At 67.9% G+C, this 21,560-nt stretch carries 20 protein-coding genes; 8 read left to right on the forward strand and 12 right to left on the reverse strand.

Features of this window, described 5'->3' with window-relative positions; translation table 11 throughout:
- The 4 genes from AP428_RS18865 to AP428_RS18880 form a co-directional block, all read right to left on the reverse strand.
- The gene (locus AP428_RS18865) at nt 1–906 is read right to left on the reverse strand and encodes a metal-dependent hydrolase (protein ID WP_011547452.1); all 906 of its coding nucleotides are present in this window, start codon (nt 904–906) and stop codon (nt 1–3) included.
- The gene (locus AP428_RS18870) at nt 903–1,832 is read right to left on the reverse strand and encodes an SDR family oxidoreductase (RefSeq protein WP_011694774.1); all 930 of its coding nucleotides are present in this window, start codon (nt 1,830–1,832) and stop codon (nt 903–905) included. Before AP428_RS18870 ends, AP428_RS18865 begins: the two co-directional genes overlap by 4 nt.
- Nucleotides 1,833–1,852: 20 nt before the next feature.
- On the reverse strand, nt 1,853–3,433 hold the full coding sequence (locus tag AP428_RS18875) for an NAD(P)/FAD-dependent oxidoreductase (RefSeq protein ID WP_011547454.1): 1,581 nt from the start codon (nt 3,431–3,433) through the stop codon (nt 1,853–1,855).
- 246 nt (nt 3,434–3,679) lie between these two features.
- The gene (locus tag AP428_RS18880) at nt 3,680–4,351 is read right to left on the reverse strand and encodes a lysoplasmalogenase (protein ID WP_041489474.1); all 672 of its coding nucleotides are present in this window, start codon (nt 4,349–4,351) and stop codon (nt 3,680–3,682) included.
- 351 nt (nt 4,352–4,702) lie between these two features.
- On the opposite strand from AP428_RS18880, the gene speB reads away from it, so the two are divergent.
- On the forward strand, nt 4,703–5,671 hold the full coding sequence (gene speB, locus AP428_RS18885) for an agmatinase (protein ID WP_011547456.1): 969 nt from the start codon (nt 4,703–4,705) through the stop codon (nt 5,669–5,671).
- Nucleotides 5,672–5,750: 79 nt separating this feature from the next.
- On the opposite strand, the gene AP428_RS18890 is transcribed toward speB, so the two are convergent.
- The 4 genes from AP428_RS18890 to AP428_RS18905 form a co-directional block, all read right to left on the reverse strand.
- Nucleotides 5,751–6,731, reverse strand: a complete 981-nt coding sequence (locus tag AP428_RS18890; protein ID WP_011547457.1) for a sulfonate ABC transporter substrate-binding protein — start codon at nt 6,729–6,731, stop codon at nt 5,751–5,753.
- A gap of 123 nt (nt 6,732–6,854) precedes the next feature.
- Nucleotides 6,855–7,703, reverse strand: coding sequence for a MerR family transcriptional regulator (locus AP428_RS18895; RefSeq protein ID WP_006478759.1), 849 nt, complete (start codon nt 7,701–7,703; stop codon nt 6,855–6,857).
- 9 nt (nt 7,704–7,712) lie between these two features.
- Nucleotides 7,713–8,273, reverse strand: coding sequence for a GNAT family N-acetyltransferase (locus AP428_RS18900; protein WP_012339794.1), 561 nt, complete (start codon nt 8,271–8,273; stop codon nt 7,713–7,715).
- An 88-nt stretch (nt 8,274–8,361) separates the two neighbouring features.
- Nucleotides 8,362–9,234: a LysR family transcriptional regulator gene (locus AP428_RS18905; RefSeq protein WP_043887355.1), complete on the reverse strand. Its 873-nt coding sequence runs from the start codon at nt 9,232–9,234 to the stop codon at nt 8,362–8,364.
- Between the two features lie 140 nt (nt 9,235–9,374).
- Here AP428_RS18905 and AP428_RS18910 point away from each other — a divergent pair, with 140 nt between their 5' ends.
- Nucleotides 9,375–10,373 (forward strand): quinone oxidoreductase, encoded by a 999-nt coding sequence (locus tag AP428_RS18910; protein WP_012339796.1) that lies wholly within the window; start codon nt 9,375–9,377, stop codon nt 10,371–10,373.
- Nucleotides 10,374–10,439: 66 nt separating this feature from the next.
- Here AP428_RS18910 and AP428_RS18915 read toward each other — a convergent pair whose 3' ends face one another.
- Nucleotides 10,440–11,954 carry an MDR family MFS transporter gene (locus tag AP428_RS18915; RefSeq protein WP_054928343.1) on the reverse strand — a complete coding sequence of 505 codons (1,515 nt, stop codon included), beginning with the start codon at nt 11,952–11,954 and terminating at the stop codon, nt 10,440–10,442.
- Between the two features lie 230 nt (nt 11,955–12,184).
- On the opposite strand from AP428_RS18915, the gene AP428_RS18920 reads away from it, so the two are divergent.
- A complete protein-coding gene (locus AP428_RS18920) occupies nt 12,185–13,744 on the forward strand; it encodes a methyl-accepting chemotaxis protein (RefSeq protein WP_054928344.1) in 1,560 nt (519 codons plus the stop codon).
- A 51-nt stretch (nt 13,745–13,795) separates the two neighbouring features.
- Here the strand turns inward: AP428_RS18920 and AP428_RS18925 are convergent, their stop codons facing one another.
- Together AP428_RS18925 and AP428_RS18930 are read right to left on the reverse strand one after the other, a co-directional pair.
- Nucleotides 13,796–15,469: an ATP-dependent helicase gene (locus AP428_RS18925; RefSeq protein ID WP_054928345.1), complete on the reverse strand. Its 1,674-nt coding sequence runs from the start codon at nt 15,467–15,469 to the stop codon at nt 13,796–13,798.
- Between the two features lie 127 nt (nt 15,470–15,596).
- Nucleotides 15,597–16,451, reverse strand: a complete 855-nt coding sequence (locus AP428_RS18930; protein ID WP_011547464.1) for a helix-turn-helix domain-containing protein — start codon at nt 16,449–16,451, stop codon at nt 15,597–15,599.
- A 475-nt stretch (nt 16,452–16,926) separates the two neighbouring features.
- Between AP428_RS18930 and AP428_RS18935 the strand changes: the two genes are divergently transcribed.
- From AP428_RS18935 to AP428_RS18955, 5 genes are all read left to right on the forward strand, one after another.
- Nucleotides 16,927–17,136, forward strand: coding sequence for a hypothetical protein (locus tag AP428_RS18935; RefSeq protein WP_011547465.1), 210 nt, complete (start codon nt 16,927–16,929; stop codon nt 17,134–17,136).
- A gap of 173 nt (nt 17,137–17,309) precedes the next feature.
- The gene (locus AP428_RS18940) at nt 17,310–17,585 is read left to right on the forward strand and encodes a hypothetical protein (protein WP_006478768.1); all 276 of its coding nucleotides are present in this window, start codon (nt 17,310–17,312) and stop codon (nt 17,583–17,585) included.
- Between the two features lie 6 nt (nt 17,586–17,591).
- The gene (locus AP428_RS18945; protein ID WP_011547466.1) at nt 17,592–17,873 is read left to right on the forward strand and encodes a hypothetical protein; all 282 of its coding nucleotides are present in this window, start codon (nt 17,592–17,594) and stop codon (nt 17,871–17,873) included.
- Complete coding sequence (locus tag AP428_RS18950; protein WP_011547467.1) at nt 17,870–19,204, forward strand: FAD-binding oxidoreductase; 1,335 nt, start codon at nt 17,870–17,872, stop codon at nt 19,202–19,204. The genes AP428_RS18945 and AP428_RS18950 overlap by 4 nt, the downstream gene beginning before the upstream one ends.
- A 60-nt stretch (nt 19,205–19,264) precedes the next feature.
- Entirely contained in the window at nt 19,265–20,359 is a 1,095-nt protein-coding gene (locus AP428_RS18955) for a TrkA family potassium uptake protein (protein WP_011547468.1), read from the forward strand.
- A 192-nt stretch (nt 20,360–20,551) separates the two neighbouring features.
- Here AP428_RS18955 and AP428_RS18960 read toward each other — a convergent pair whose 3' ends face one another.
- On the reverse strand, nt 20,552–21,460 hold the full coding sequence (locus tag AP428_RS18960) for a LysR family transcriptional regulator (protein WP_011547469.1): 909 nt from the start codon (nt 21,458–21,460) through the stop codon (nt 20,552–20,554).
- Between the last annotated feature and the right edge of the window lie 100 nt (nt 21,461–21,560).

Here is a 21,560-nt window from a genome sequence, read left to right on the forward strand (position 1 = left end):
TCATGCCTGCGCGACCGAATGCAGCGGCACGCGGCGCGGGGCGGCTTGCGCCGCATAGCGCGCGTTGGTCGCGTCGATGTTCTCGAGCAGCGTGTCGAGCTCCTGCAGGTATTGATGGTTGTCGTGATCCCACGGGTGGAAGCCCGGACGGAAGTAGTCGAGCCATTCGCGCGCGATGCTCGGGAACACGCCGTTCTTCGGACTGTACAGATACTTCACGAGGCGCCACATGCCGCCGAACTTGCCGTGTTCTCGACGGTGCGCGCGCATCAGCCGCACGTGGAAGTCGAACACGATGGCCCAGAAGAATACGGTCGTCGTCAGCATCGTGCCGGTGCGCAGCAGGTAGCTGCCGAGGCCCGGCTTCATCACGGTGCGCCACACGTCGTAGGACACCGCCTTGTGCTCGGTTTCCTCCATCGCATGCCACATCCACATCTGCTGGTAGCCCTCGACCGAGCCGTCGATCCGGTGTTCGTGGCCCGACAGCAACTGGTTCGCGAGGATCGCCGTGTAGTGCTCGAGCGCGATCGTGATCGCCAGCTGCATCGAGTGCGGCAGCACCTTCTTGAACCAGCCGAGGATCGTCCACAGGCGCTTGTCGAGCTTGTGCGCGGGCAGGCCGGACGCCTGCAGCAGGTCGTTGTACTCGATGTGCTCGCGCGTGTGCATCGCTTCCTGGCCGATGAAGCCGATCACCTGCTTCTTCAGCTCGGGGTCCTCGATCCGGTCGCGGTAGTTGCGCACCGAATCCATGAAGAAGCGTTCGCCGGCCGGGAACAGCAGCGACAGCGCATTCATGAAGTGCGTGACCGGCACGCCCTGCACGTGCCAGTCCTTCGCGCGTTCGGGGGGCAGCGCGAAACGGATGTCGCGCCGCACGGGCATCATGTTCGGTGTCATCATGATTGTTCTCCCTGATTGCCTGCATTGTTGTAGGTGGCGTGCACCGGGGCCGGCGCCGGCGTGCCGCGTGCGGCACGGCGGGCCTTCGCGGCCTCGCGGCGGGTCGCGAGCACGACGAGCGCCTGGTAGGCGGCCGGCAGGATGCGGGCCATCCAGTCCGCGCCCTTCGCGTCGCGGCCGATCAGCACGCGGCGCTTGTTCTTGCGCACGCCGGCGAGGATCGTGCGCGCGGCGTCGTCGGCGGTCGTGATGAAGAACTTCTCGAAGCTGTCCTTGCCTTGCTGTTCGCTCTCGACGATGAAGCCGACCATGTTCTTCGCGACGCGGCTCGACTGCGCGATGTTCGTGCGGATGCCGCCCGGATGCACGCAGGTGGCCGACACGCCGCACTTCATCATGTCGAGTTCCTGGCGCAGCGATTCGGTGAAGCCGCGCACCGCGAACTTGGTCGCGTTGTAGCCGCTCATGCCCGGCTGCGCGAAGATCCCGAAGATGCTCGACGTGTTGATCACGTGGCCGTCGCCCGATGCCTTCAGGTGCGGCAGGAACGCCTTCGTGCCGTGCACGACGCCCCAGAAGTTGATGTTCACGATCCACTCGAGATCGCTGTATTCCATGCCTTCGATCGTGCTCGACAGCGCGACGCCCGCATTGTTGAAGATCAGGTTGACCTTGCCGTGCTCTTTCGCGGTGTCGTCGGCCCACGCGAACATCGCGTCGCGATCGCCGACGTCGAGGACGCGCGTCGACACGCGCACGTTCGGCGCGATCGCGCGGACGATCCGTTCGGTTTCGGCGAGGCCGACGCCGTTCTTGTCGGCGAGCGACACGTGGCAGCCGGCCTGCGCGAGCTGGATCGCGAGCGCGCGGCCCATGCCCGAGCCGGCACCCGTGATCGCGGCGACCTTGTTGGCGAAATCTCTCATGTCGTGGCTCCTTGTCTGACTCAGGCCGCTTCGGCGGACGTGGAAGCGGAAGCGGCTGGCGCGGCGGCGGGCCGCGCGGTCGTGTCGTGCGGTGCGCGATACGCGTGGTAATCGGCGATCGAGAAGTGCGCGGTGGCCTGGCGGAAGCGCCAGGTGAAGCCCGGCCACAACGTCGTGTTCTTGCCGGTGCGCGGGTCGAGGTACCAGCTCTTGCAGCCGCCCGTCGACCAGATCGCCTTCTTCAGCTTGCCTTGCAGGTCGCTGTTGAACTGCGCCTCGACGAGCGGGCGCACCTCGATCGCCTCCGCGCGCTCGCGGCGCATCGCCTGCAGCGCGCCGAGGATGTATTCGATCTGCGACTCGATCATGAACACCATCGAGTTGTGGCCGAGGCCCGTGTTCGGGCCGACGATCATGAAGAAGTTCGGGTAGCCGGGCAGCGTCGTGCCGAGATACGCGTGCGCGCCGTCGCGCCACGCGTCGACGATATCGAGGCCGCCGCGGCCGATGATCGCGCCGCGCGGATACGGGTCGGCCACCTGGAAGCCGGTGCCGTAGATCAGGCAGTCGACTTCATGGCGCTTACCGTCGGTCGTCACGACCGCGTCGGCTTCGATATGGTCGATGCCGGTCGTGATCACGTCGACGTTCTTGCGCGACAGCGCCGGGTAGTAGTCGTTGGAGATCAGCACGCGCTTGCAGCCGAGCGTGTAGTTCGGCGTGACCACCTTGCGCAGCTCCGGATCGGGAATCTGCTTGCGGATGTGGCGCAGCGCGAGCTTCTGCACGTTCTTCATCAGCGACGGATGGATCGCGAAGCCGAGCACGCGCGATTCGAGCATCCAGTAGATGCCGCTGCGCACGAGCTTCTGCGTGAACGGCAGCGTGCGGAACAGCCATTTCTCGAAGCCGCTCAGGTTACGGTCGGGCTTCGGCATGATCCACGGCGGCGTGCGCTGGAACAGTGCGAGTTCCTTCACGCGCGGCGCGATCTGCGGCACGAACTGGATCGCGCTCGCGCCAGTGCCGATCACCGCGACGCGCTTGCCTTCGAGCGGGTAGTCGTGATCCCACTGCTGTGAATGGAACGCACGGCCCTGGAAGTTTTCGACACCGGGAATCGCCGGCAGCGCGGCGCGCGACAGGCCGCCCATCCCCGACACCAGCACGCGCGCGGACAGCCGCTTGCCGTTCGCGAACGTGAGGCGCCAGCGTTGCGCGGCTTCGTCGTATTCGGCGCGCTGCAATTCGTGATTCAGCCGCAGGTGCGGGCCGACGCCGAAGCGCTGCACGCAGTCTTCGAGATACGCGCGGATCTCCGGCTGCGGCGCGAACATGCGCGTCCAGCGCGGGTTCGGCGCGAACGAGAACGAATAGACGTGCGATTGCACGTCGCATGCACACCCGGGGTAATGGTTGTCGCGCCACGTGCCGCCGACCGACGCGGCCTTCTCGAGGACGACGAAGTCGGTCACGCCCGTCTGTTTCAGGCGGATCGCCATCCCGAGGCCGGCGAAGCCGGTGCCGATGATGGCGATGTCGATGGTTTCGTCCAGGCCGTCATGGCCGGGTGGACCGAAAGGCAACGTGCGAGCATTCATCCGGGTGTCTCCGATTTGGCTCATTTTTGAATGTTACATTGTTTGATGTAACGATAGTGGGTGAACCCGGAAACCGCAAGAGGCTAGAAGCGGCGCTCTAAGGGCCGGAAGCCAGGCGGGAAAAGGCTGAGCGGGGTTTGGAACGGAGCAGTTTCCGCAATGCGGGATGGCCGGAAAAGGCCGTCGGCAGGGCGAGACGGGGAAGAAACGGGACCGCCGGCGCGCGACGGTCCGTTTGAAACGGTATCAGGGACGGATCGATCGGGCGGCCGTCTCATGGAAAACCCCGGCCACGATCGTGACCTGCGCGAGCGCATAGAGGCCCCAGATCAGATAGTCGATGCCCGGAAAGCCGTCAAGGAAGCGGCCGACGCCGATCAGCGTGTCGGAGCCGACGAAGATCAGGCTGCCGACGGCGACCAGCGGGCCGCGCGTGCGGGCGGCGAGCGCGAAGCTCGCCATCACGCACAGCACGAGCATGTAGACGGCGACCGGCGCCAGCAGCTCGCCGAGGTGCGGGAAGAACGCCGCGTAGAACGCCGGCGCGGCGATCCATAGCCCGACGAGCGCAACGATGCGCCAGCCGTGCGGCCGCGCGCGCCACCGGAAGAAGATCGCGCAATAACACAGGTGCGTGAGCAGGAACGCGCCGAGGCCGAGGACGAACGACAGCGGCCAGTCGGGCAGCGCGAGCAGTACGTCGCCGAGCACGGCGGTCGCGAGCGCCGCGCACAGCCACGCGCGTTCGCGCGGCGCGCCGCAGGTGCTGCCCGCCGCGAGCAGCAGGATGCCCATCGCGGCTTTCGCGGCGGCCTGGCCCGGATAGGGTGCGGCGGCGAGCGACAGTCCGTACAGCAACGCCGCGGCGATGGCGAGCGGCCAGAGCCGGCGATAGGTGGCGGGAAGCGTGGCGATCAAGGCGGGTGTCTCCGGTTTGTCTTCGTCTGCAGCGGACGGCGCGCCGTCGAGGGCGCGGCTGCCGGCCATTATCCGGAAGAACGAAGGCGCGAAAACCGGTGAATCCTTCTAGGAAACGACGGCGACGAGCCGCGATGCCGCCGCTGGTTTTTCCGCGCGTTGCCCCGGCTGAACCGGGGCAACGGCTGCGATTCGGCTTGCTATGATCGCCGCGGTATTGCCGTTGTCGATGCCCCGCCTGGCCGCGCGACCGGATGCGCGAGCCGGGGCGTGCCGATGAATCCATGCCGTGCCCGGCCCGCGCGCTGATGCGAAGGGCGGCGCCGGCTCCCCACGAAAACAGGTCCGACCATGACCGAACTTCTCCACGGCGACGGCGCGATCCGTCGCACGACGCCGTACGGTTCCTCGATCGAAAACACCTATGCGGGCGTGCTGTCGTTCATGCGCCGCAATTACTCCCGTGCGCTCGACGGCGTCGACGTCGCGATCTCCGGCGTACCGCTCGATCTCGCGACGACCTATCGTTCCGGCGCGCGGCTCGGGCCGGCCGCGATCCGCGCGGCGAGCGTGCAGCTCGCGGAGCTCCATCCGTATCCGTGGGGCTTCGATCCGTTCGACGATCTCGCGGCCGTCGACTACGGCGACTGCTGGTTTGACGCGCACAATCCGCTGTCGATCAAGCCGGCGATCGTCGAGCATGCGCGCACGATCCTGCGCTCGGGCGCGAAGATGCTGACGCTCGGCGGCGATCACTACATCACGTATCCGCTGCTGGTCGCGCACGCGGAGCGCTATGGCAAGCCGCTGTCGCTGATTCACTTCGACGCGCATTGCGATACGTGGGCCGACGACGATCCGGACAGCCTCAATCACGGGACGATGTTCTACAAGGCCGTGAAGGAAGGGCTGATCGATCCCGCGACGTCGGTGCAGGTCGGCATCCGCACGTGGAACGACGACTTTCTCGGGATCGAGCGGCTCGATGCCGCGTGGGTGCATGACCATGGTGCGCGGGCGGCGGTCGAGCGGATCGTCGAGATCGTCGGCGCGCGGCCTGCGTATCTGACCTTCGACATCGATTGCCTCGATCCGGCGTTCGCGCCGGGAACCGGGACGCCGGTGGCGGGCGGCTTGTCGTCGGCGCAGGCGCTGGCGATCGTGCGCTCGCTCGGGGCGGTGAATCTGGTCGGAGCGGATGTGGTGGAGGTGGCGCCCGCGTACGATCATGCGGACATCACGGCGATCGCGGCCGCGCATGTCGCTTGCGATCTGCTGTGTGTATGGCGGCAGAAGAAGGTGGCGAACGCGTTGCGTTGAGCGTGTGCCACGCGGGACACGAAAGCGGCCGGCGGGGCATCGCGCCCGGCCGGCCTGCTGAGGGAGGGTGCCGCGCGTATTACTTCGCCGCCAGCGCACTCGCGACGTTCTTGTCGACCCAGGCGTTGTCGGCCACGCTCAGCTTCTGCGGAATCAGCTTCGCCGCGTAGAACGCATCGGCCACACCTTGCTGCGCGGCGACGATGCGCTCGTCGAGCGGCACCGCACCGAACGGCACGCGCTTGATCCACGTCTCGACGAGCGCCTGCGGCAACCCGACCTTCGGCGCCAGCAGCGCGGCCGTGTCGGCCGGATGCCCGTTGACCCACTGGCCCGTTTCGCGCGCCTGTTTCAGGATCGCGCCGACCACGTCGGGATGCTGTTGCGCGAAACTCCGCGTCGCCTCGTAGAAATTGTTGGTCGCCGCGAGCCCCGTGTAGTCGGACAGCGTGCGCACCTTCAGCGCGCTCTGCGCGGCCGCGTAGTACGGGTCCCAAACCGCCCACGCGTCGACGTTGCCGCTTTCGAACGCGGCGCGCGCGTCGGCCGGCGGGAGATAGACCGGCTGGATTTCGTCATAGCGCACGCCGGCCTTCTTCAGCGCCTCGAGCAGCAGGTAGTTCGCGCTCGAGCCTTTCTGCAGCGCGACCTTCTTGCCGCGCAGGCCGGCCACCGTCCGGATCGGCGAATCGGCCTTTACGAACACTGCCTCGTTGTGCGGCGCCGGCGGTTCCGCGCCGACATAGACGAACTGCACGCCGGCCGCCTGCGCGAACACGGGCGGCGGCGCGCCCGTATAGCCGAAGTCGATGCTGTTTGCGTTCAGTGCTTCGAGCAGTTGCGGGCCGGCCGGGAATTCGAACCATTGGACGCCATAGCCGAGCGGCTTGAGCCGCGCCTCGAGCGCGCCCTGCGCCTTGACGATCGACAACAGGCCGGCCTTTTGATAACCGATGCGCACGATCTTGTCGGCGCCGCCTTGCGCGAACGCCGACGCGGCGGACAAGGCGACCAGCGAGACGGCGGCGGCGCGGGTGATCCAGCGGGTGAAACGAATCATCGAATGAACTCCATGCGAGGCATCTTCGGAGAGCGGCCGGTGCCGCTCGGTTGGAAGAATCGTCGCATGGGCGATCGTGCCCGCAAACGAAGCATTGCCTATATGGATATGACGGCGTCGGCCCTATGCTTTGTCGTCGTGGCCTGCCGGATCGGACGTATCCGGCGCGCCGGACTGCCGCGCCGCTTCGTCGCTGAGCTTCTTGTCGAGGATCGTCGCGACCCGGCCGCCGAGATACGCGCCGGCCGCGGTTTCGAGCGCGCGGTTCGTCTCGCCTTCGACGAACACGGCAGCGAGCGGACGCAGCCGCCAGATCGCGTCGACCAGTTCGGGCACGTCGGTGGCCGGCGGCAGCGTGCCGGCGTCGTAGCGGTCGAGCCGCTTCACGACGAGATCGACGAGCAGCCGCGCGATCGCGTCGAAATGCGGCCGCGCGAGGCTGATCACGTCGAGCAGCTCGCGCGGCGGAATCCCTTCCTTCGTCATCGCGGCCGCCGCCTCGAGCAGCGCGGGGCTTTTCGCGACGAACGACAGGCCGCGCCGTTCGAGCAGCCCGAGCTCGGTCACGCGCGACAGTTGCGTGGTCGCTTGCGGGCCGAACATCTGCGCGAGTTGCGCGAGCGAATAGGTTTTCGGCAGCTCGTGCGACCAGCGGCCGCCGATCGCGTTCTCGAGGCCGAGGATCGAGCGCAGGTCGTGGCCTTCGTCGATCGCCTTGATCAGGTCCTGGATGTTCGACAGCGTGTAGCCGCGCGCGAGCAGATGATTGATCAGCTTCAGGCGCGCGACGTGCGTGTCGTCGTAGATGCCGACGCGCCCGCGTTTCTCCGGCGGCGCCAGCAGCCCGCGGTCCTGGTACGCGCGGACGTTGCGCACGGTGGTGTCGGACACGCGCGCGAGTTCGTCGACCGTGTACTCGTTGCGGGAATCCGGCGTGGCCTCGTCGGGCGTGGAATGAGTCTGTTTTGACATGCGGCCATTCTAGCGCGCGGCGGCAGGCTCGGGCGAGGCGGGGCGCGTGTTCGCGCCGTCGCCGAGCGGGCGCTGCAGCAGCGCCGTGTCGATCCAGCGGCCGTGCTTGAAGCCGACCGCTTTCAGCAGGCCGGCCGGTTCGAAGCCGAACGCGCGATGCAGCGACGTCGAGCCGCCGGTGCCGCCGTCGGCGATCACCGCGATCATCTGCCGCCACGGGCCGCCTTCGCAGCGCGCGATCAGCGCGTCGAGCAGCGCGCGGCCGATTCCGCGGCCGCGCTGCGCGTCGTCGATGTAGATCGAATCCTCGATCGCGAAGCGGTACGCGCTGCGCGTGCGGTAGGGTGTCGCGTACGCGTAGCCGGCCACGCGGCCGTCGCATTCGGCGACGAGATACGGCAGCCCGTGGTTGAGCACCGCGTCGCGGCGGGCGCGCAGTTCGGCGACGTCGGGCGGCGTTTCCTCGAACGACGCGACGCTGTGGTGAACGTGGTGTGCATAGATCGCGTGGATCGCGTCGAGGTCGGCGTCGGTCGCGTCGCGCACGACGCAGGTGGGAGCGGTGGACATGGCGGCAGGGCGGTGAAGTCAAAACGCTACTATGCCGGCCGCCGACGCGCGTGGCAAAGCCGTTTGCGGTTTCGACGGTTGCGGCGGCTTACAGCCGGCCGTCCGCCGCATGAACCGCATCGGCGATCGCGTCGGCGACGCGCTGCACGCGCGGCGACCGGCGCACGTCCGGATGAACGACGAGCCAGATTTCGCGCTCGATGTCGCAACGCGGCGCGGCCGTCAGCTCGACGAGCGGTGCGCCGGCGTGCGCGGCCGGATCGTCGACGAGAAACCGCGGCAGCAGCGCGACGCCGGCCCCGGCTGCGCACGCGCGATGCTGCGCGGCGAGGTCGTTGGCGATGAACGCAAAACGGCGCCCGGCCGCGACGCGTTCGAGCCATTGCTGCTGCGGCGTTTGCGCGAGCGCGTCGTCGTAGCCGACGAACGGCCAGGTGTCGGGCGGCGCGTCCGCCCATTCCGGTGCCGCGCACAGCGCGAAGCGCATCGTGCCGAGCCGGCGCGCGGCGAGCCCCGGTTCGCTCGGCCGCGACAGCCGCACCGCGAGATCGGCTTCGCGCGCATACAGGTTGGCCGCATGCATCTCGCCCATCAGGTCGATCCGCAGCGCCGGCCATGCGCGCTGCGCACGGGCCAGGCGCGGCGCGAGGAAATGGCTGGCGAACACCGGCGACGCCGATACGCGCACCACGCCGTCGAGCGCGGCCGCCCCTTGCGCGGCGCGCGCGAACGCATGCGCGTCGGCTTCGAGGCGCGCGGCGTGCTCGGCCAGGTGCAGCCCTTCGTCGGTCGGCGGCCAGCCGCGCGGCAGCCGGTCGAACAGCCGGATTCCCAGCGCCGACTCCAGCGCGTCGATGCGCCGCGCGACCGTCGAATGCTGGACCTGCAGCGCTCGCGCGGCGGCCGACAGGCTGCCGCCGCGCATCACCGCCAGAAAGTAGCGGATGTCGTCCCAGCTCATCGGCAGCGCGGGTGCGCCGGCAGAATCGTGATCGGTCGAATTTTGCACAGTAGATGGGCGTTAAGCGTGAATTCCGTTCGATTATGCACGATGGGATCATCGTGTCACTTCATTCACTTCATTCGATAGCGAGGAACGTCATGACCCAAAGTGCCAACGCCATCCGGATCGGCATCGACCGTTACGGCGACGCCGGCGTGCTGCGCCGCGTCGATGCGCCCGTCGGGTTACCCGGGGCCGGCGAAGTGCGGATTCGCCAGACCGCGATCGGCGTGAATTTCGTCGACATCTATTTCAGGACGGGCGCGCACGCGTTGCCCGCGCTGCCGGACGCGCTCGGCGTCGAGGCGGCCGGCGTGATCGACGCGGTCGGGCCGGGCGTGACGGAGTTCGTGCCCGGTCAGCGCGTCGCCTATGCCGGCATGCCGACCGGCAGCTATGCGAGCCTGCGCACGATGCCGGCCGAGCGCGTGCTGCCGATTCCCGACGGGCTGAGCGACGAAGCCGCCGCCGCCGGGCTGCTGAAGGGGATCACCGTCTACATGCTGCTGCATCGCGTGCGCCAGGTCGGCGCCGGCGATACGGTGCTCGTGCACGCGGCGGCCGGCGGCGTCGGGCTGCTCGCGACGCAGTGGGCGCATGCGCTCGGCGCGCGGGTGATCGGCACGGTCGGATCGGCCGCGAAAGCCGCGCTCGTGCGCGCGCACGGCGCCGAAGCGGTGGTCGATTATCGCGAGGAGGATTTCGTCGCAGCCGCGCGTGCGTTCGGCGGCGGGGCCGGCGTCGATTACGCGATCGACGGAATCGGCGGCGACGTGCTGACCCGTACGCTCGGGGCGGTTCGTCCGTTCGGGATGGTCGCGAGCATCGGGCAGGTGGCGGCGATCGGCGCGCGGCAGACGTTCGATCTCGACGAGTTGGGCCCGGCCCGTTCGATCGCGCTTGCGCGGCCGAGCGTGCTCGGTTTCATCGCGCGCGACGTCGGCGCCTATCGAGACGCCGCGCGTGCGACGCTCGACCGGCTGGCGGGCGGCATGCACGTCGAGATCGGCGCGCGGCTGCCGCTCGAACAGGCGGCCGACGCGCACCGGTTGCTGGAGTCGCGCGCGACGACGGGCGGTGTCGTGCTGCTGGCGTGACGGCAGGTTGCGGGCGCGGGCGACTCGCGACGCGGCTCGACGGTCGCGTCGCAAGCCACCCGCTGGTCAGTGGTGCTTGCGCAGCGGCGCATCCTCGACGAACCACGCGAGCACGAACGCGATCGCGATGACCGTCGCGGCCGACAGATACACGACGTGCAGCGAGCCGGCGAACGCATGCAGATACGCGTCGCGCACGGCATCCGGCAACTGATGCACGGCGGCCGGGCCGAGCGCGGGCGGCAATTCCGTGCCGGCCGGCAGCGCATGCGTCATCCGCGACTGCAGCCCGTGCGAGAACAGCGCGCCGAACGCGGCGACGCCGAGCGAGCCGCCGATCGAGCGGAACAGCGTCGCGCCCGACGTCGCCACCCCCATGTGCCGGAATTCGACCGTGTTCTGCACGGCGAGCGTCAGCACCGGCATCACCATCCCGAGGCCGATCCCGAGCAGCGCCATGTACGCGTACATCGTGTGCAGCGGCGTGTCGAGCGTCAGCGTCGACAGCAGCGCCATCGCGACGCCGCCGGTCAGCGTCCCCGCGATCGGGAACATTCGGTACGAGCCGAGCCGCGAGATCAGCCGCCCGCTCACGATCGACGTGACGAGCATCCCGCCCATCATCGGCAGCAGCTGCATGCCGGCCTGCGACGGCGTCGAGCCCTTCACGACCTGCAGGTAGAGCGGGATGAACGTGACCGAGCCGAACAGCGCGATGCCGACCACGAAACCGATCAGGCTGACCAGCACGAAGGTGCGGTGGCGGAACAGCTCGAGCGGCATGATCGGTTCGGCCGCGAGGCGTTCTTCGTAAATGAAGCCGCCGATCGCGACGAGGCCGAGCACGAGCGTCATCCATAGCTGCGGCGACGTCCACGGCAGCAGCGAGCCGCCTTCGCTCGTGAACAGGATCACGCAGGTGAGGGCGGTCGCGAGGAACGCGGCGCCCATGTAGTCGATCCGGTGCTTCACGTGCGCGGTGTGCGGCCGGAACGCCATGCCGATCACCGCGAGCGCGAGCACGCCGAGCGGCAGGTTGATCGTGAAGATCCAGCGCCACGACAGGTGTTCGACCAGGAAGCCGCCGAGCAGCGGCCCGACGATCGTCGCGAGGCCGTAGACGCCGCCGAACATCCCCTGGTAGCGCGCCCGGCGATCGGGCGGCACCAGATCGCCGATCGCGGCCATCGTGACGACCATCAGGCCGCCGCCGCCGAGCCCCTGCAGCGCGCGCAGCACGATCAGTTGCGTCATGTCCTGCGCGACGCCGCACAGCGCGGAGCCGGCGAGGAACAGCACGATCGCCGCCTGCAGCACGATCTTGCGGCCGTATAGGTCGCCGAGCTTGCCGTACAGCGGCAGCACGACGGTGGACGACAGCAGGTACGCGGTGACGACCCACGACAACTGGTCGAGCCCGCCGAGTTCGCCGACGATCGTCGGCAGCGCGGTCGACACGATCGTCTGGTCGAGCGCGGACAGCAGCATGACGAGCAGCAGCGCGGCGACGATCAGCCCGGTCGGCGCGTCGCGACGGGCCGCGTCGGCGGCCGGCGGAGTGAGGAGGGTATCGGTGGTCATCGAGATATCTGCCATGGCAGGTAATTGGGTCGAAATATAGCCATGAATGATTGACTAGTCAATTTCTGCCCAGCCTCGATATGTTGCAGTCGTAACGGGAGATTGCCGCCGGGAAAATTGACCACGATCAGCCGCAAGGCAGGGCCGGACTCAAGTTTTTTGCAGGCAAACCGTAATAGAGAGGGCCGCGGACCGATTGCCGCGGCTCTTTTCACCGCTCACGTGCCGTCATGAACCTGAACGCCCTGTTTTCCCGTTTCTCCATCCGTACGCGGATCTTCTCCACGCTCGGCCTCGTCGCCGTGCTGCTCGTCGTGTCGGGGCTGATCGGCCTCGCCGGCATGCAGAGCTCCAACCGCGCCCTCGACGAGGCCTATACGCGGCAACTGGCGGCGAAGACCGCGCTGTCCGCGGCGAGCCTGAACCTGACGATCGTGCGCACCACGCTCGACCGTGCGCTGCTGCATCCGGAAGCGCCGGAGGTGCCCGAGCTCGTGAAGAAGGCCGAGGGCTATCTCGCGAAGGCCGACACGGCATGGCGCAACTACGCGGCGATGCCGCACGACGGCGACGAGGGCCCGCTCGCGAGCCGCCTCGATGCCGCGCGCCAGACGCTGATCGGGCAGGCGCTGAAGCCGATGATCGATGCGATCCGCGAAGGGCGGCGCGACGAAGCCGACCGCTTGCTAATGACCGTCGCGCCGCCGCTGTCGGTCGCGCTCACGCAGGCGACCGACGCGCTCGATGCGTACCAGGCCGCGCGCGGCAAGGATGTGTACGACACCGCGCAGACCTATTACGGCTGGATGCGCATGGGTGCGATCGCGGGCATCGCATTCGGGCTGGCCGCGTGCCTCGGCTGCGCGATCGGCCTGCATTTCGCGATCACGCAACCGGTGAATCGCCTGCTGTCGCATTTCCGCCGGCTGTCGGACGGCGACCTCACGTCGGAAGTGCGCTGGTCGTCGCGTGACGAGATGGCCGAACTGGTCAAGGGTGTGACCGGCATGCAGCGTAGCCTCGCGGATACGGTGCGCCAGGTGAGCCAGGGCTCCGAAGCGATTTCGACGGCGACGCACCAGATCGCGGCCGGCAACACCGACCTGTCGCAGCGCACCGAGGAACAGGCGTCGGCGCTGCAGGAGACGGCCGCGAGCATGGAGCAACTGACGGCGACCGTGAAGCAGAACGCGGACCACGCGCTCGAGGCGCAGGCCTGCGCGGACAGCGCGAGCGAGATCGCGACGCGCGGCGCGACGGTCGTCGGCGAGGTGATCGGCACGATGAACGAAATCGACCAGAGCTCGCAGAAGGTCGCCGACATCATCGGCACGATCGAAGGCATCGCGTTCCAGACCAACATCCTCGCGCTGAATGCGGCGGTGGAAGCCGCGCGCGCGGGCGAGCAGGGCCGCGGTTTCGCGGTGGTCGCGGGCGAGGTGCGCACGCTGGCACAGCGCTCGGCGTCCGCGGCGAAGGAAATCCGCACGCTGATCGGCGAATCGGTCGAACGGGTCGCGACCGGCTCGCGGCTCGTCGGCATGGCCGGCACGACGATGCAGGACATCCAGCAGGCGATCGGCCGCGTGACGGGCATCATGACGGAGATCGCGGCCGCGTCGAGCGAGCAGCGCGACGGGATCGAGCAGGTGAACCGCGCGGTGTCGCAGATGGATCAGGTGTCGCAGCAGAACGCGGCACTCGTCGAGCAGGCGGCCGCGGCCGCCGCGTCGCTCGAGGAGCAGGCCGACGGGCTGCGTCGCGCGGTGGGCGCGTTCCGCGTCGCCTGAAGCGAAACGACGGCGGCGCGGTGACGGGCAGGCGCTCGCCCGCCCGCTGCGTCAACCCGCTGCGTCCGCCAGTTGCGCGGCCGCGCGCGACGACGCGACGATCAGCAGCTTCATCGTCGCGCGCGTCGCACCGACGAACAGCTTGCGCGCGGCACGCGCGTCGAGCGTGTCGAAGTCGACCTCGGTGAGGATCACGCACGGCGCCGCCTGGCCCTTGAAGCGGTAGATCGAATCGAGCAGCACGTCGCCTTCGCGATACTCGGGGTTGCCGAACAGATCGTACTTGCCGGTGAAGCGCTTGATCCGGTGCGGGCCGAGCTGGTCGAGCGGCGCGAGCACCGAGCCTTCGCGGCCGCGGTACGACAGCACCGCGATGTCCTGCTTGCGGAAACCGAGCGACAGCGCCTGCGTGATCGCACGCTTGGTCGCGTCGATGCAGGCTTGCGCCAGTGCGTCGCCCGACGCGCCTTCTTCCCCGTAGGCCGACACCGACAGATCGGAGCCGTCGAACGGGCTGCCCGAGCGCAGTTCGGCCGCGAGCGGCTCGATCCGGCCGACGACGTCGCGCACGAATTCGAGCAGGTCGCGCGGGCTGCGGTAATTCGTGAGCGCCTTCAACGTGACCCAGCCGGGCAGCGCGACGGGTTCGCGCATGTACAGGTTCTGCAACGGATCTTCCAACCACCACCATGCGCCGTCCGGCGCCAGCAGCCGCTCCAGCGCGGCAGCCCACGGCGCATGAAAATCCTGCCCTTCGTCGACGATCAGCACGTCGAAGCGCCAGCGTTCGGGAATCGGCGCTTGCGCGAAGCGCGCCTCGAGCCGGTCGAATTCGCCGGGCACCTGGAAATCGGGCGTATAGCCGCCGTCACGCGCGACCCAGTCGCACAGCTGGTGGTAATTCGCGATCTTCGCGCCGGGCGGTGCGATGCGCGCGATGTAGTCGGCGAGCGGCCGGTTGAAGCAGACGTAGAGCACGCGCTGGCCGGCCGCGACGGCATCGCGCATCACCTGCACCGCGAGCTGGGTCTTGCCCGACCCCGCGGTGCCGGTCACGCGCAGCCGGAACGGCGTGAAGTCGAGCTGGCGCGCCCATGCGGCGAGCCCGCCCGACAGCCGCGTGACGAGCGTGCCGGCTTGCCCGACGAGCGCGCTCGTGTCGGGCGTGAGCGCGAGTTCGTCCGCGAGGAAATGGTGGAGCTTCGGCGCGTTCGGAAAGTGCTCGTCGTCCTCGGGCAGGATCTGCTGGATCACCTGCGCGAGCTGCGCCTTGCGCGACGCATCGACGATGCGGTCGGGCGCGACGCCGGCGATCGACGCGTCGCGGATCGAGTAGTCTGGGCAGTACAGCAGCGCCTCGACGCCGTAGACGCCCGCGCCGAGCGCGGCCGTCAGGCGCCGGTGCAGCGTCTCCTGCGTGCGCGCGAGCTGGATCGGGACATTGCGCTCCTTTTGCAGGTAGACCTTCACGAGCCCTTTCGGGGTCTCGCGCAGGAAGCCAGCCTTCTGTTCGATCAGCAGCACGCGCCCGGCCGGGCTCACGACGACGAACGCGGCTTCGCCGAACACCGAGAATGCCTGGTCGGCGCGCGTCCAGTGGACGCCGTGATACACGGTGTAGCTGTCGGGCAGCGCGTGTTCGAGCGCGGCGAGCGTCTCGCGCTCGCGTTCGGCCGCGCCGGTCGCGGCGAGGCTTTTCCAGTCGTCGGGGATGAGGCGGGCCATGGCGTCGGGCGGCGGATGCCGGCGTGGGCGTGAACGGGTGCGGCTATTGTACTGAGGAACCCGTTCATGCCCGCGGCGCCGCGCGGAGGTTGGCCGTTCGCGATTCGGGCGGCCGGCCCGGCGGACGTCAGCCGCGCGTGAGCCGCTTCGCGAGATCGGCGCTGAGGATCGCCATGCGCGCGGGTTTTTCGTAGCACACCACGTCGAACGCGCGGATCACTTCGCTGATGTCGGCCTCGCTCGCGCGTCCGGTGAGCAGGTCGCCCGTCAGCACGAAAATCGGCGCGCCCGGGTTGTCGGACGTGCGCACGGCCTTGATCGCGGTGGCGGCCGTCCCGTCGTCGAACAGCCATTCGGTCAGGACCGCGTCGAAGGCCTGACCCTGCAGCGCGTCGACGAACGCCGCGAGGCCGTCGAACGCGGCCGTCGCGAAACCCTGCCGTTCGAGATAGCGGCACAGCTCGGTTGCGCTGACGCGATCGGGGTCGATCACCGCGACGACGAGCTTGTCGCTCTCCGCGCGGCGCGGATAGATCTCGATCTTGTGTACGTCGTACGCGTTCTGGTACAGCACGCCGGTATGGCGCAGCACGCGCCAGCGGCCGTTCTGTTCGTACGCGACGAACTCGGGGCGCGCGCCGGCTTCGAGCGGCGCGCCGATCCAGGCGGTGCACGGAATCTCGGCGACGCCCGCATACAGGACGGCTTCCTGGGAATAGGCGCCGACCATGCCGGGGTCGAGCGTTTGCGCGCCGAACAACTGGGCGGCGGGTTCGCCGTACGCTTCGGCGACTTTCTTGATCTGCGCGAGCGTCCAGGGGCTGCTGCCGCGCAGTTTGCGGTGGCCTTGCGAGAAACTCAGATCGAGGATGCGGCACAGCTCGGTGGTCTGCTGGCGCTTGCCGATGCCGTTGCGGGTCATCAGTTCGCGCACGCGCTCGGCAACCGCGAGGGAATCCGTGGTGATTGCTTCAGTGGTCATGCTACGGGGACGGATCGTGACGTTCAGAACGACGCCTTGCGGCAGTCTCGGCGGACAGTCTTCATGACGTCCAATGGCGAGCCGACCGGCCACGCACGGAAAAGATAACTTTACCGCAAAATGGTCGTCATTCAGTGTTGTGAAAGGTGCGTTTGTGTGAAAGGTGTGTCATGACGTTACGTCCGACCAGCCTCGGCGCGAGCGCGCGGCGGGGCGTTCGACGCCTTCACGTCCGCATTCCGACGGACCGGGATGGGATTGACGACGGACCGGGATGCGATTGCGCACGAGACGGCAGGTAATCGCCGTGCGATGCACCAGCGCAGGGCGCGTACTGGCCCGGACCGACGTAGCCATGCCATTTTTGTAGGACGATCGCTGGACGGTTTCCTCTAGTGAAACCAACGAAGTTACATTTTCGGCGTCAGCCGAGCCGCATGCTACGATTTCGCCGTCTCAAAAAAGCGTTGAACCGATGCAGAAGAAATTCTTGATGCGCGGATACGAAATGAACTGCGAGCCGCGCGTGACGGAGACCGGCAAATACGCCGCGCAGGTCGAGGTCACGAAGGTGGGTTTCAGCCGCGAGGCTGCGTTCCGCAAGCTGGGTGAATTCGACACCGAAGCCGAAGCGGTCGCGTACGCCAGACAATTCTCCGAAGAGTGGTTGAGCCGCTATGCGTAGCGCGGCGGGTGCCGCGGCCCGTGCCATGCGGGCCTCGGGCCGAGCGGCGAGGTAGTGCGCCGAACGGCCGGCATTGCTGCCTGAATATTGCGAATGCGTCGGGAAATTTGTAGATTGACGACTCCCGTTGTGGGGTATCGATCGTCCGAAGGCAACGCAATTGGAGACCGCGAATGTCCACCTTGTGCATGCAGACCGTCGTTCACGGCAAGACCGTCCAGATCGTGCTGTCGCCCGAGAGGCGGACAGCCAGGATCGACATCGTCGATGACGAAACCGGCAGCTACCCGCCCCGCACGATGAGCATCGAGCAGTACGTCAACGCCGGCATGGCCGACGACGAAATCGCGCGGCATGTTCTCGAAGTCGTCACGATGTCGATCGAGCAGCTCGCGAGGCTGCAGCCGTTCGATCGTACGGCTGGCACGCAAACGCGCTATTCGCACTGAGCGCTTGTGCAGCGGCCGCCCCGCGCAGGCCGTGAAGTCCTGACTGAATGGTTGCGCGGTGATCGGGCATTCGACGTGGCGTGGTCGAGCGCGACGCGCATCGATTGCGCGTGCGCGCTACGCCGGCAGATACAGGAACGGCTCGCCGTTTTCCCGCTCGACGGACAGCAGCCGCTCGCGCTGATCCTGCGCGAACAGTTGCTTGCCAGCCGCGGCCGCTTCGGCGATCGCGGCATCGACGCGCTAAGCTTCGCCTGCCGTGCCCTGACATCCGACAGAAAACAATGACCACCACCTATCCGCTGCACGACGCATTGAGCCACGCCGATACGGCATTTCCACCCGAAGCCGACGTCGTGATCGTCGGCGCCGGCATCATGGGCTGCGCGGCCGCGTACTACCTCGGCTTGCGCGGCTTGAAAGCCGTCGTGCTCGACAAATCGCGCATCGCCGGCCAGCAATCGACGCGCGCGTGGGGCTTCGTGCGACAGCAAGGGCGTGAATCCGCCGAAGTGCCGCTGATGATGGCCGGCATGCGGATCTGGGAAGGCCTGGAGCAGGCGCTCGGTTTCGATCTCGAATGGCGGCAGGGCGGCTGCCTCTACCTGGCGGACAACGAAGACGACTGGGCCTCGTTCCAGGCGTGGCTCACCGTGGCGCGCGAGCACGGGCTCGACACGCGCACGCTGACGCGCGCACAGATCGACGAACGCGTGAACGGCCTGTCGACGCACGCGCGTACCCTCGGCGGCTTGTACACGGCGACCGACGGCCAGGCCGAGCCGCGCCGCGTGGCCGCCGCGTTCGCGGCGCGCGCGACCGAGGCCGGCGCGCGTTTCTTCGAAGGCTGCGGCGTGACCGCGATCGAGACGGCGGGCGGCGCGGTCGTCGGCGTCGCGACCGAACGCGGCACGATCCGCACGCGGCGCGTGATCTGCGCGGCCGGCGCGACCAGTTTCCGGCTGCTCGACGGCGTCGGCATCCGGCTGCCGCAGCAGGCCGTGCGCGGCACCTGCATGCGCACCAACGTGCTGCCCGACGTGTCCGCGTCGACGATCTGGGGGCACGGTCTCGGCATCCGGCAGCGCAAGAACGGCGCGATCAACCTCGCCGACGACATGCAGGTCGACGTCGATCTGACGCTCGGCCACCTGCGCGGATTGAGCCTCTTCTGGCCGGAATTCTGGTCGCAGCGCGACAAATTCCGGCTGCACCTGAATGCGTCCGCCTGGCGCGACGTGTTCGCACGCATTGGCGGCGCGACCGGGCCGATCGAGCCGCGCGATCCGCAGCCGCAGCCGAATCGGGCGCATGCGCCGCGCGCGCTCGCGAAGCTCAAGGCAATCTTTCCCGCGCTGAAGGATGCGCAGATCGTCGAAGCGTGGGCCGGCCTGATCGACGTGCTGCCCGACGGCATCCCGGTGATCGATGCGCCGGGTACGCCGTCGGGGCTCGCGATTGCGACAGGGTTCTGCGGGCACGGCTTCGCGATGGGGCCGATCGTCGGCCGGCTGCTCGCCGAATGGATCGACACGGGCGCGCCGTCGCTCGACCTGTCGGCGTTTCGCGCGCGGCGGTTCGTCGACGGGACGATGGTGCGGCCGCGCAGCATGCTGTGACGGCCGGGCACACGCGTTCCCGTCGTAGAATCGAGCCCGCATCCTTCAGGAGATTCCCCGTTGGCCACGCCATCCGATCAGCGCCGCTCGTTGCGCATGCGCCTGCGTCGCGCCCGCAATCCGTGGCAGGCGCCGCGTGCGCGCACGCTGTTCACGCGCCCCGCGACGTCGCCGCTGCGCACGCTGCTGTTCCGTCTCGGCGCGGTCGTGCTGTTGTGCACGCTGGCGTTCCTCGTGCTGTATCTCGATCGCGACGGCCTGCGCGATTCGACCAAGAGCACGCCGATGACCGTGGCCGATCTCGTGTACTTCACGATGGTCACGGTCGCGACGGTCGGCTACGGCGATATCGTGCCCGTCACGGCGCGGGCGCGCCTGCTCGATGCGTTCTTCATCGTGCCGATCCGCATCGGCATCTGGTTCATTTTCCTGGGCACGGCGTATCAGTTCGTGATCCAGCGCGTCATCGAGGAATTCCGCATGAAACGCCTGCAGAAGCAACTGTCCGATCACATCGTCGTGTGCGGTTATGGCCTGTCGGGATCGATCGCGGTGCGCGAGTTGCTGGAGAGCGGCGTCGATCCGGCGACGATCATCGTGATCGATTCGCAGCAGCAGGCCCTCGAGGCGGCGACGTCGCTCGGCGTGACGGGGTTGCTCGGCGATCCGGCCCATGAGGATCTGCTGCAGCAGGCGCAGGTGCGCGCGGCGAAGGCCGTGATCATTTCGGTGACCGACGATCCGACCGCGATCCTGCTGACGCTGTCGGTGCGCAGCATCGCGCCCGATACGAAGATCGTCGTGCGGATTCAGGAGAACCTGTACCAGCGGCAACTGCGGCAGGCCGGCGCGGACGTGATCGTATCGTCGACGAAGATCGGTGCGTTGTTGCTGGCGGATGCGGTCCACAGCCGCTACATCGTGCCGTTCGTGAACGACATGCTGTCGACGCGCGGGCGCGCGACGCTGCTGGAGCGCGAGGCATTGCCGCATGAGATCGGCTGCCTGACGAACGTCGTGCCGGGCGCGATCGTGGTCGGGCTCGATCGCTGCGGGAAGATCTATTCGTTTTACGAGGATGCGCCGTGCAGGATCGAGGCGGGCGATACGCTGGTGGTGATTCAGTCGGCGCGGATTCCCGATCCGGATGCGTGAGGACGTTTGGCTTGGGTGATGCGCCCATGAGGGCACGGGCGCCTGGCGTTGTCCATGAAGCCTGTCTCGAACGCGGCTGCTGCTTGATCTGCTGGAACACTTTGTAGCGGAATCAGCGGTTTTCATGAAGCCGTCTCCAAACCCGAACCCGCGTCGCGTTCAGGAGCAGGAGTACGGGCCACGCCAGCCCCCCTAACGAAACGCCCGCATCTGCCCCGTCATCATCTGCAGCATCTTGTTGGCGGCCACCGAGAGCTTGCGGCCCACGCGCGTGACCATGTGCGCTTCGGCGTTCTCGAGGATCGGATGCGCGATGTCGATCGCGAACAGCTCCCTGGCCTGCAGCTCGGCCGTCACCGCGAAGGCCGGCATCACCGAGATACCGAGCCCGGATTTCACGAACTCCTTCAGGATCGCGAAGGAATTGGTGGTGATGATCGGCGCGAGCCGTACGCGCTCGGCGTATTCCACGGCCTCCATCATCTGCCGCGTGCCGTAGGACGGGTGAGTGGCCGCCAGCGGGTAGGTGGCGAGCTGCTGCACCGTCAGCACCTTGTGGCTGCGGCGCGGAAAGTCGGGGCCGACGATCGCCATCATCGGCTGCCGCTTCGACGCGCGCGACACCAGCTTGGGTTCGCTGGGCGGGTTGTACACCAGGCCGATCTCGCCTTCGTCGTTCGAGATCTTGCGGATCACGTCGTTGGTGCTGCCCACGTCGAGGTTGACGCGGATGCCGGGGAACTGCCGGCAGAACTGCTGCATGGGCCCGGCCAGCAGATCCGAGACGAAGCCTTCGCCGAGCACCAGGCTGACCTGGCCGGTCTTGAGCCCGCGCAACTCCTGCAGCCGCGAGATCAGGTCGTCGCGGTGCGCGAGCTGCTCGCGGAAATACTCGATCACGCAACGTCCCGCCTCGGTGGGCGTCACGCCGCGCGCGTGGCGCTCCACCAGGGTGGCGTCGAGCTCCTTCTCCAGCAGCCCGATCTGGCGGCTCACGGCCGAGGGCGCCACGTCGAGCCAGTCGGCCGCGGCGCGGATCGTGCCGCAACGCACGGCCTCGTAGAAATAGACGATGCGGCTGTCGGTCAGGGTATCGCTCATGATTCGGGTGTTCTAAAAAAGAGAACAATATCAATATTGGCGTTGATTGATTATACGGATCGCCGGACCGAACATCGTAGCCATGCAAGGCAGGCGCAAG

This window comes from Burkholderia sp. E168m22 (assembly GCF_001319805.1).
Classification (GTDB): Bacteria; Pseudomonadota; Gammaproteobacteria; order Burkholderiales; family Burkholderiaceae; genus Burkholderia; species Burkholderia orbicola.

Excerpts from the sequence above, each read along its gene's own strand:
- AP428_RS18865 (WP_011547452.1), bottom strand. The coding sequence starts at position 906 with ATGATGACACCGAACATGATGCCCGTGCGGCGCGACATCCGTTTCGCG.
- AP428_RS18870 (WP_011694774.1), bottom strand. The coding sequence starts at position 1,832 with ATGAGAGATTTCGCCAACAAGGTCGCCGCGATCACGGGTGCCGGCTCG.
- AP428_RS18875 (WP_011547454.1), bottom strand. The coding sequence starts at position 3,433 with ATGAATGCTCGCACGTTGCCTTTCGGTCCACCCGGCCATGACGGCCTG.
- speB (WP_011547456.1), top strand. The coding sequence starts at position 4,703 with ATGACCGAACTTCTCCACGGCGACGGCGCGATCCGTCGCACGACGCCG.
- AP428_RS18890 (WP_011547457.1), bottom strand. The coding sequence starts at position 6,731 with ATGATTCGTTTCACCCGCTGGATCACCCGCGCCGCCGCCGTCTCGCTG.
- AP428_RS18895 (WP_006478759.1), bottom strand. The coding sequence starts at position 7,703 with ATGTCAAAACAGACTCATTCCACGCCCGACGAGGCCACGCCGGATTCC.
- AP428_RS18900 (WP_012339794.1), bottom strand. The coding sequence starts at position 8,273 with ATGTCCACCGCTCCCACCTGCGTCGTGCGCGACGCGACCGACGCCGAC.
- AP428_RS18905 (WP_043887355.1), bottom strand. The coding sequence starts at position 9,234 with ATGAGCTGGGACGACATCCGCTACTTTCTGGCGGTGATGCGCGGCGGC.
- AP428_RS18910 (WP_012339796.1), top strand. The coding sequence starts at position 9,375 with ATGACCCAAAGTGCCAACGCCATCCGGATCGGCATCGACCGTTACGGC.
- AP428_RS18915 (WP_054928343.1), bottom strand. The coding sequence starts at position 11,954 with ATGACCACCGATACCCTCCTCACTCCGCCGGCCGCCGACGCGGCCCGT.
- AP428_RS18920 (WP_054928344.1), top strand. The coding sequence starts at position 12,185 with ATGAACCTGAACGCCCTGTTTTCCCGTTTCTCCATCCGTACGCGGATC.
- AP428_RS18925 (WP_054928345.1), bottom strand. The coding sequence starts at position 15,469 with ATGGCCCGCCTCATCCCCGACGACTGGAAAAGCCTCGCCGCGACCGGC.
- AP428_RS18930 (WP_011547464.1), bottom strand. The coding sequence starts at position 16,451 with ATGACCACTGAAGCAATCACCACGGATTCCCTCGCGGTTGCCGAGCGC.
- AP428_RS18935 (WP_011547465.1), top strand. The coding sequence starts at position 16,927 with ATGCAGAAGAAATTCTTGATGCGCGGATACGAAATGAACTGCGAGCCG.
- AP428_RS18940 (WP_006478768.1), top strand. The coding sequence starts at position 17,310 with ATGTCCACCTTGTGCATGCAGACCGTCGTTCACGGCAAGACCGTCCAG.
- AP428_RS18950 (WP_011547467.1), top strand. The coding sequence starts at position 17,870 with ATGACCACCACCTATCCGCTGCACGACGCATTGAGCCACGCCGATACG.
- AP428_RS18960 (WP_011547469.1), bottom strand. The coding sequence starts at position 21,460 with ATGAGCGATACCCTGACCGACAGCCGCATCGTCTATTTCTACGAGGCC.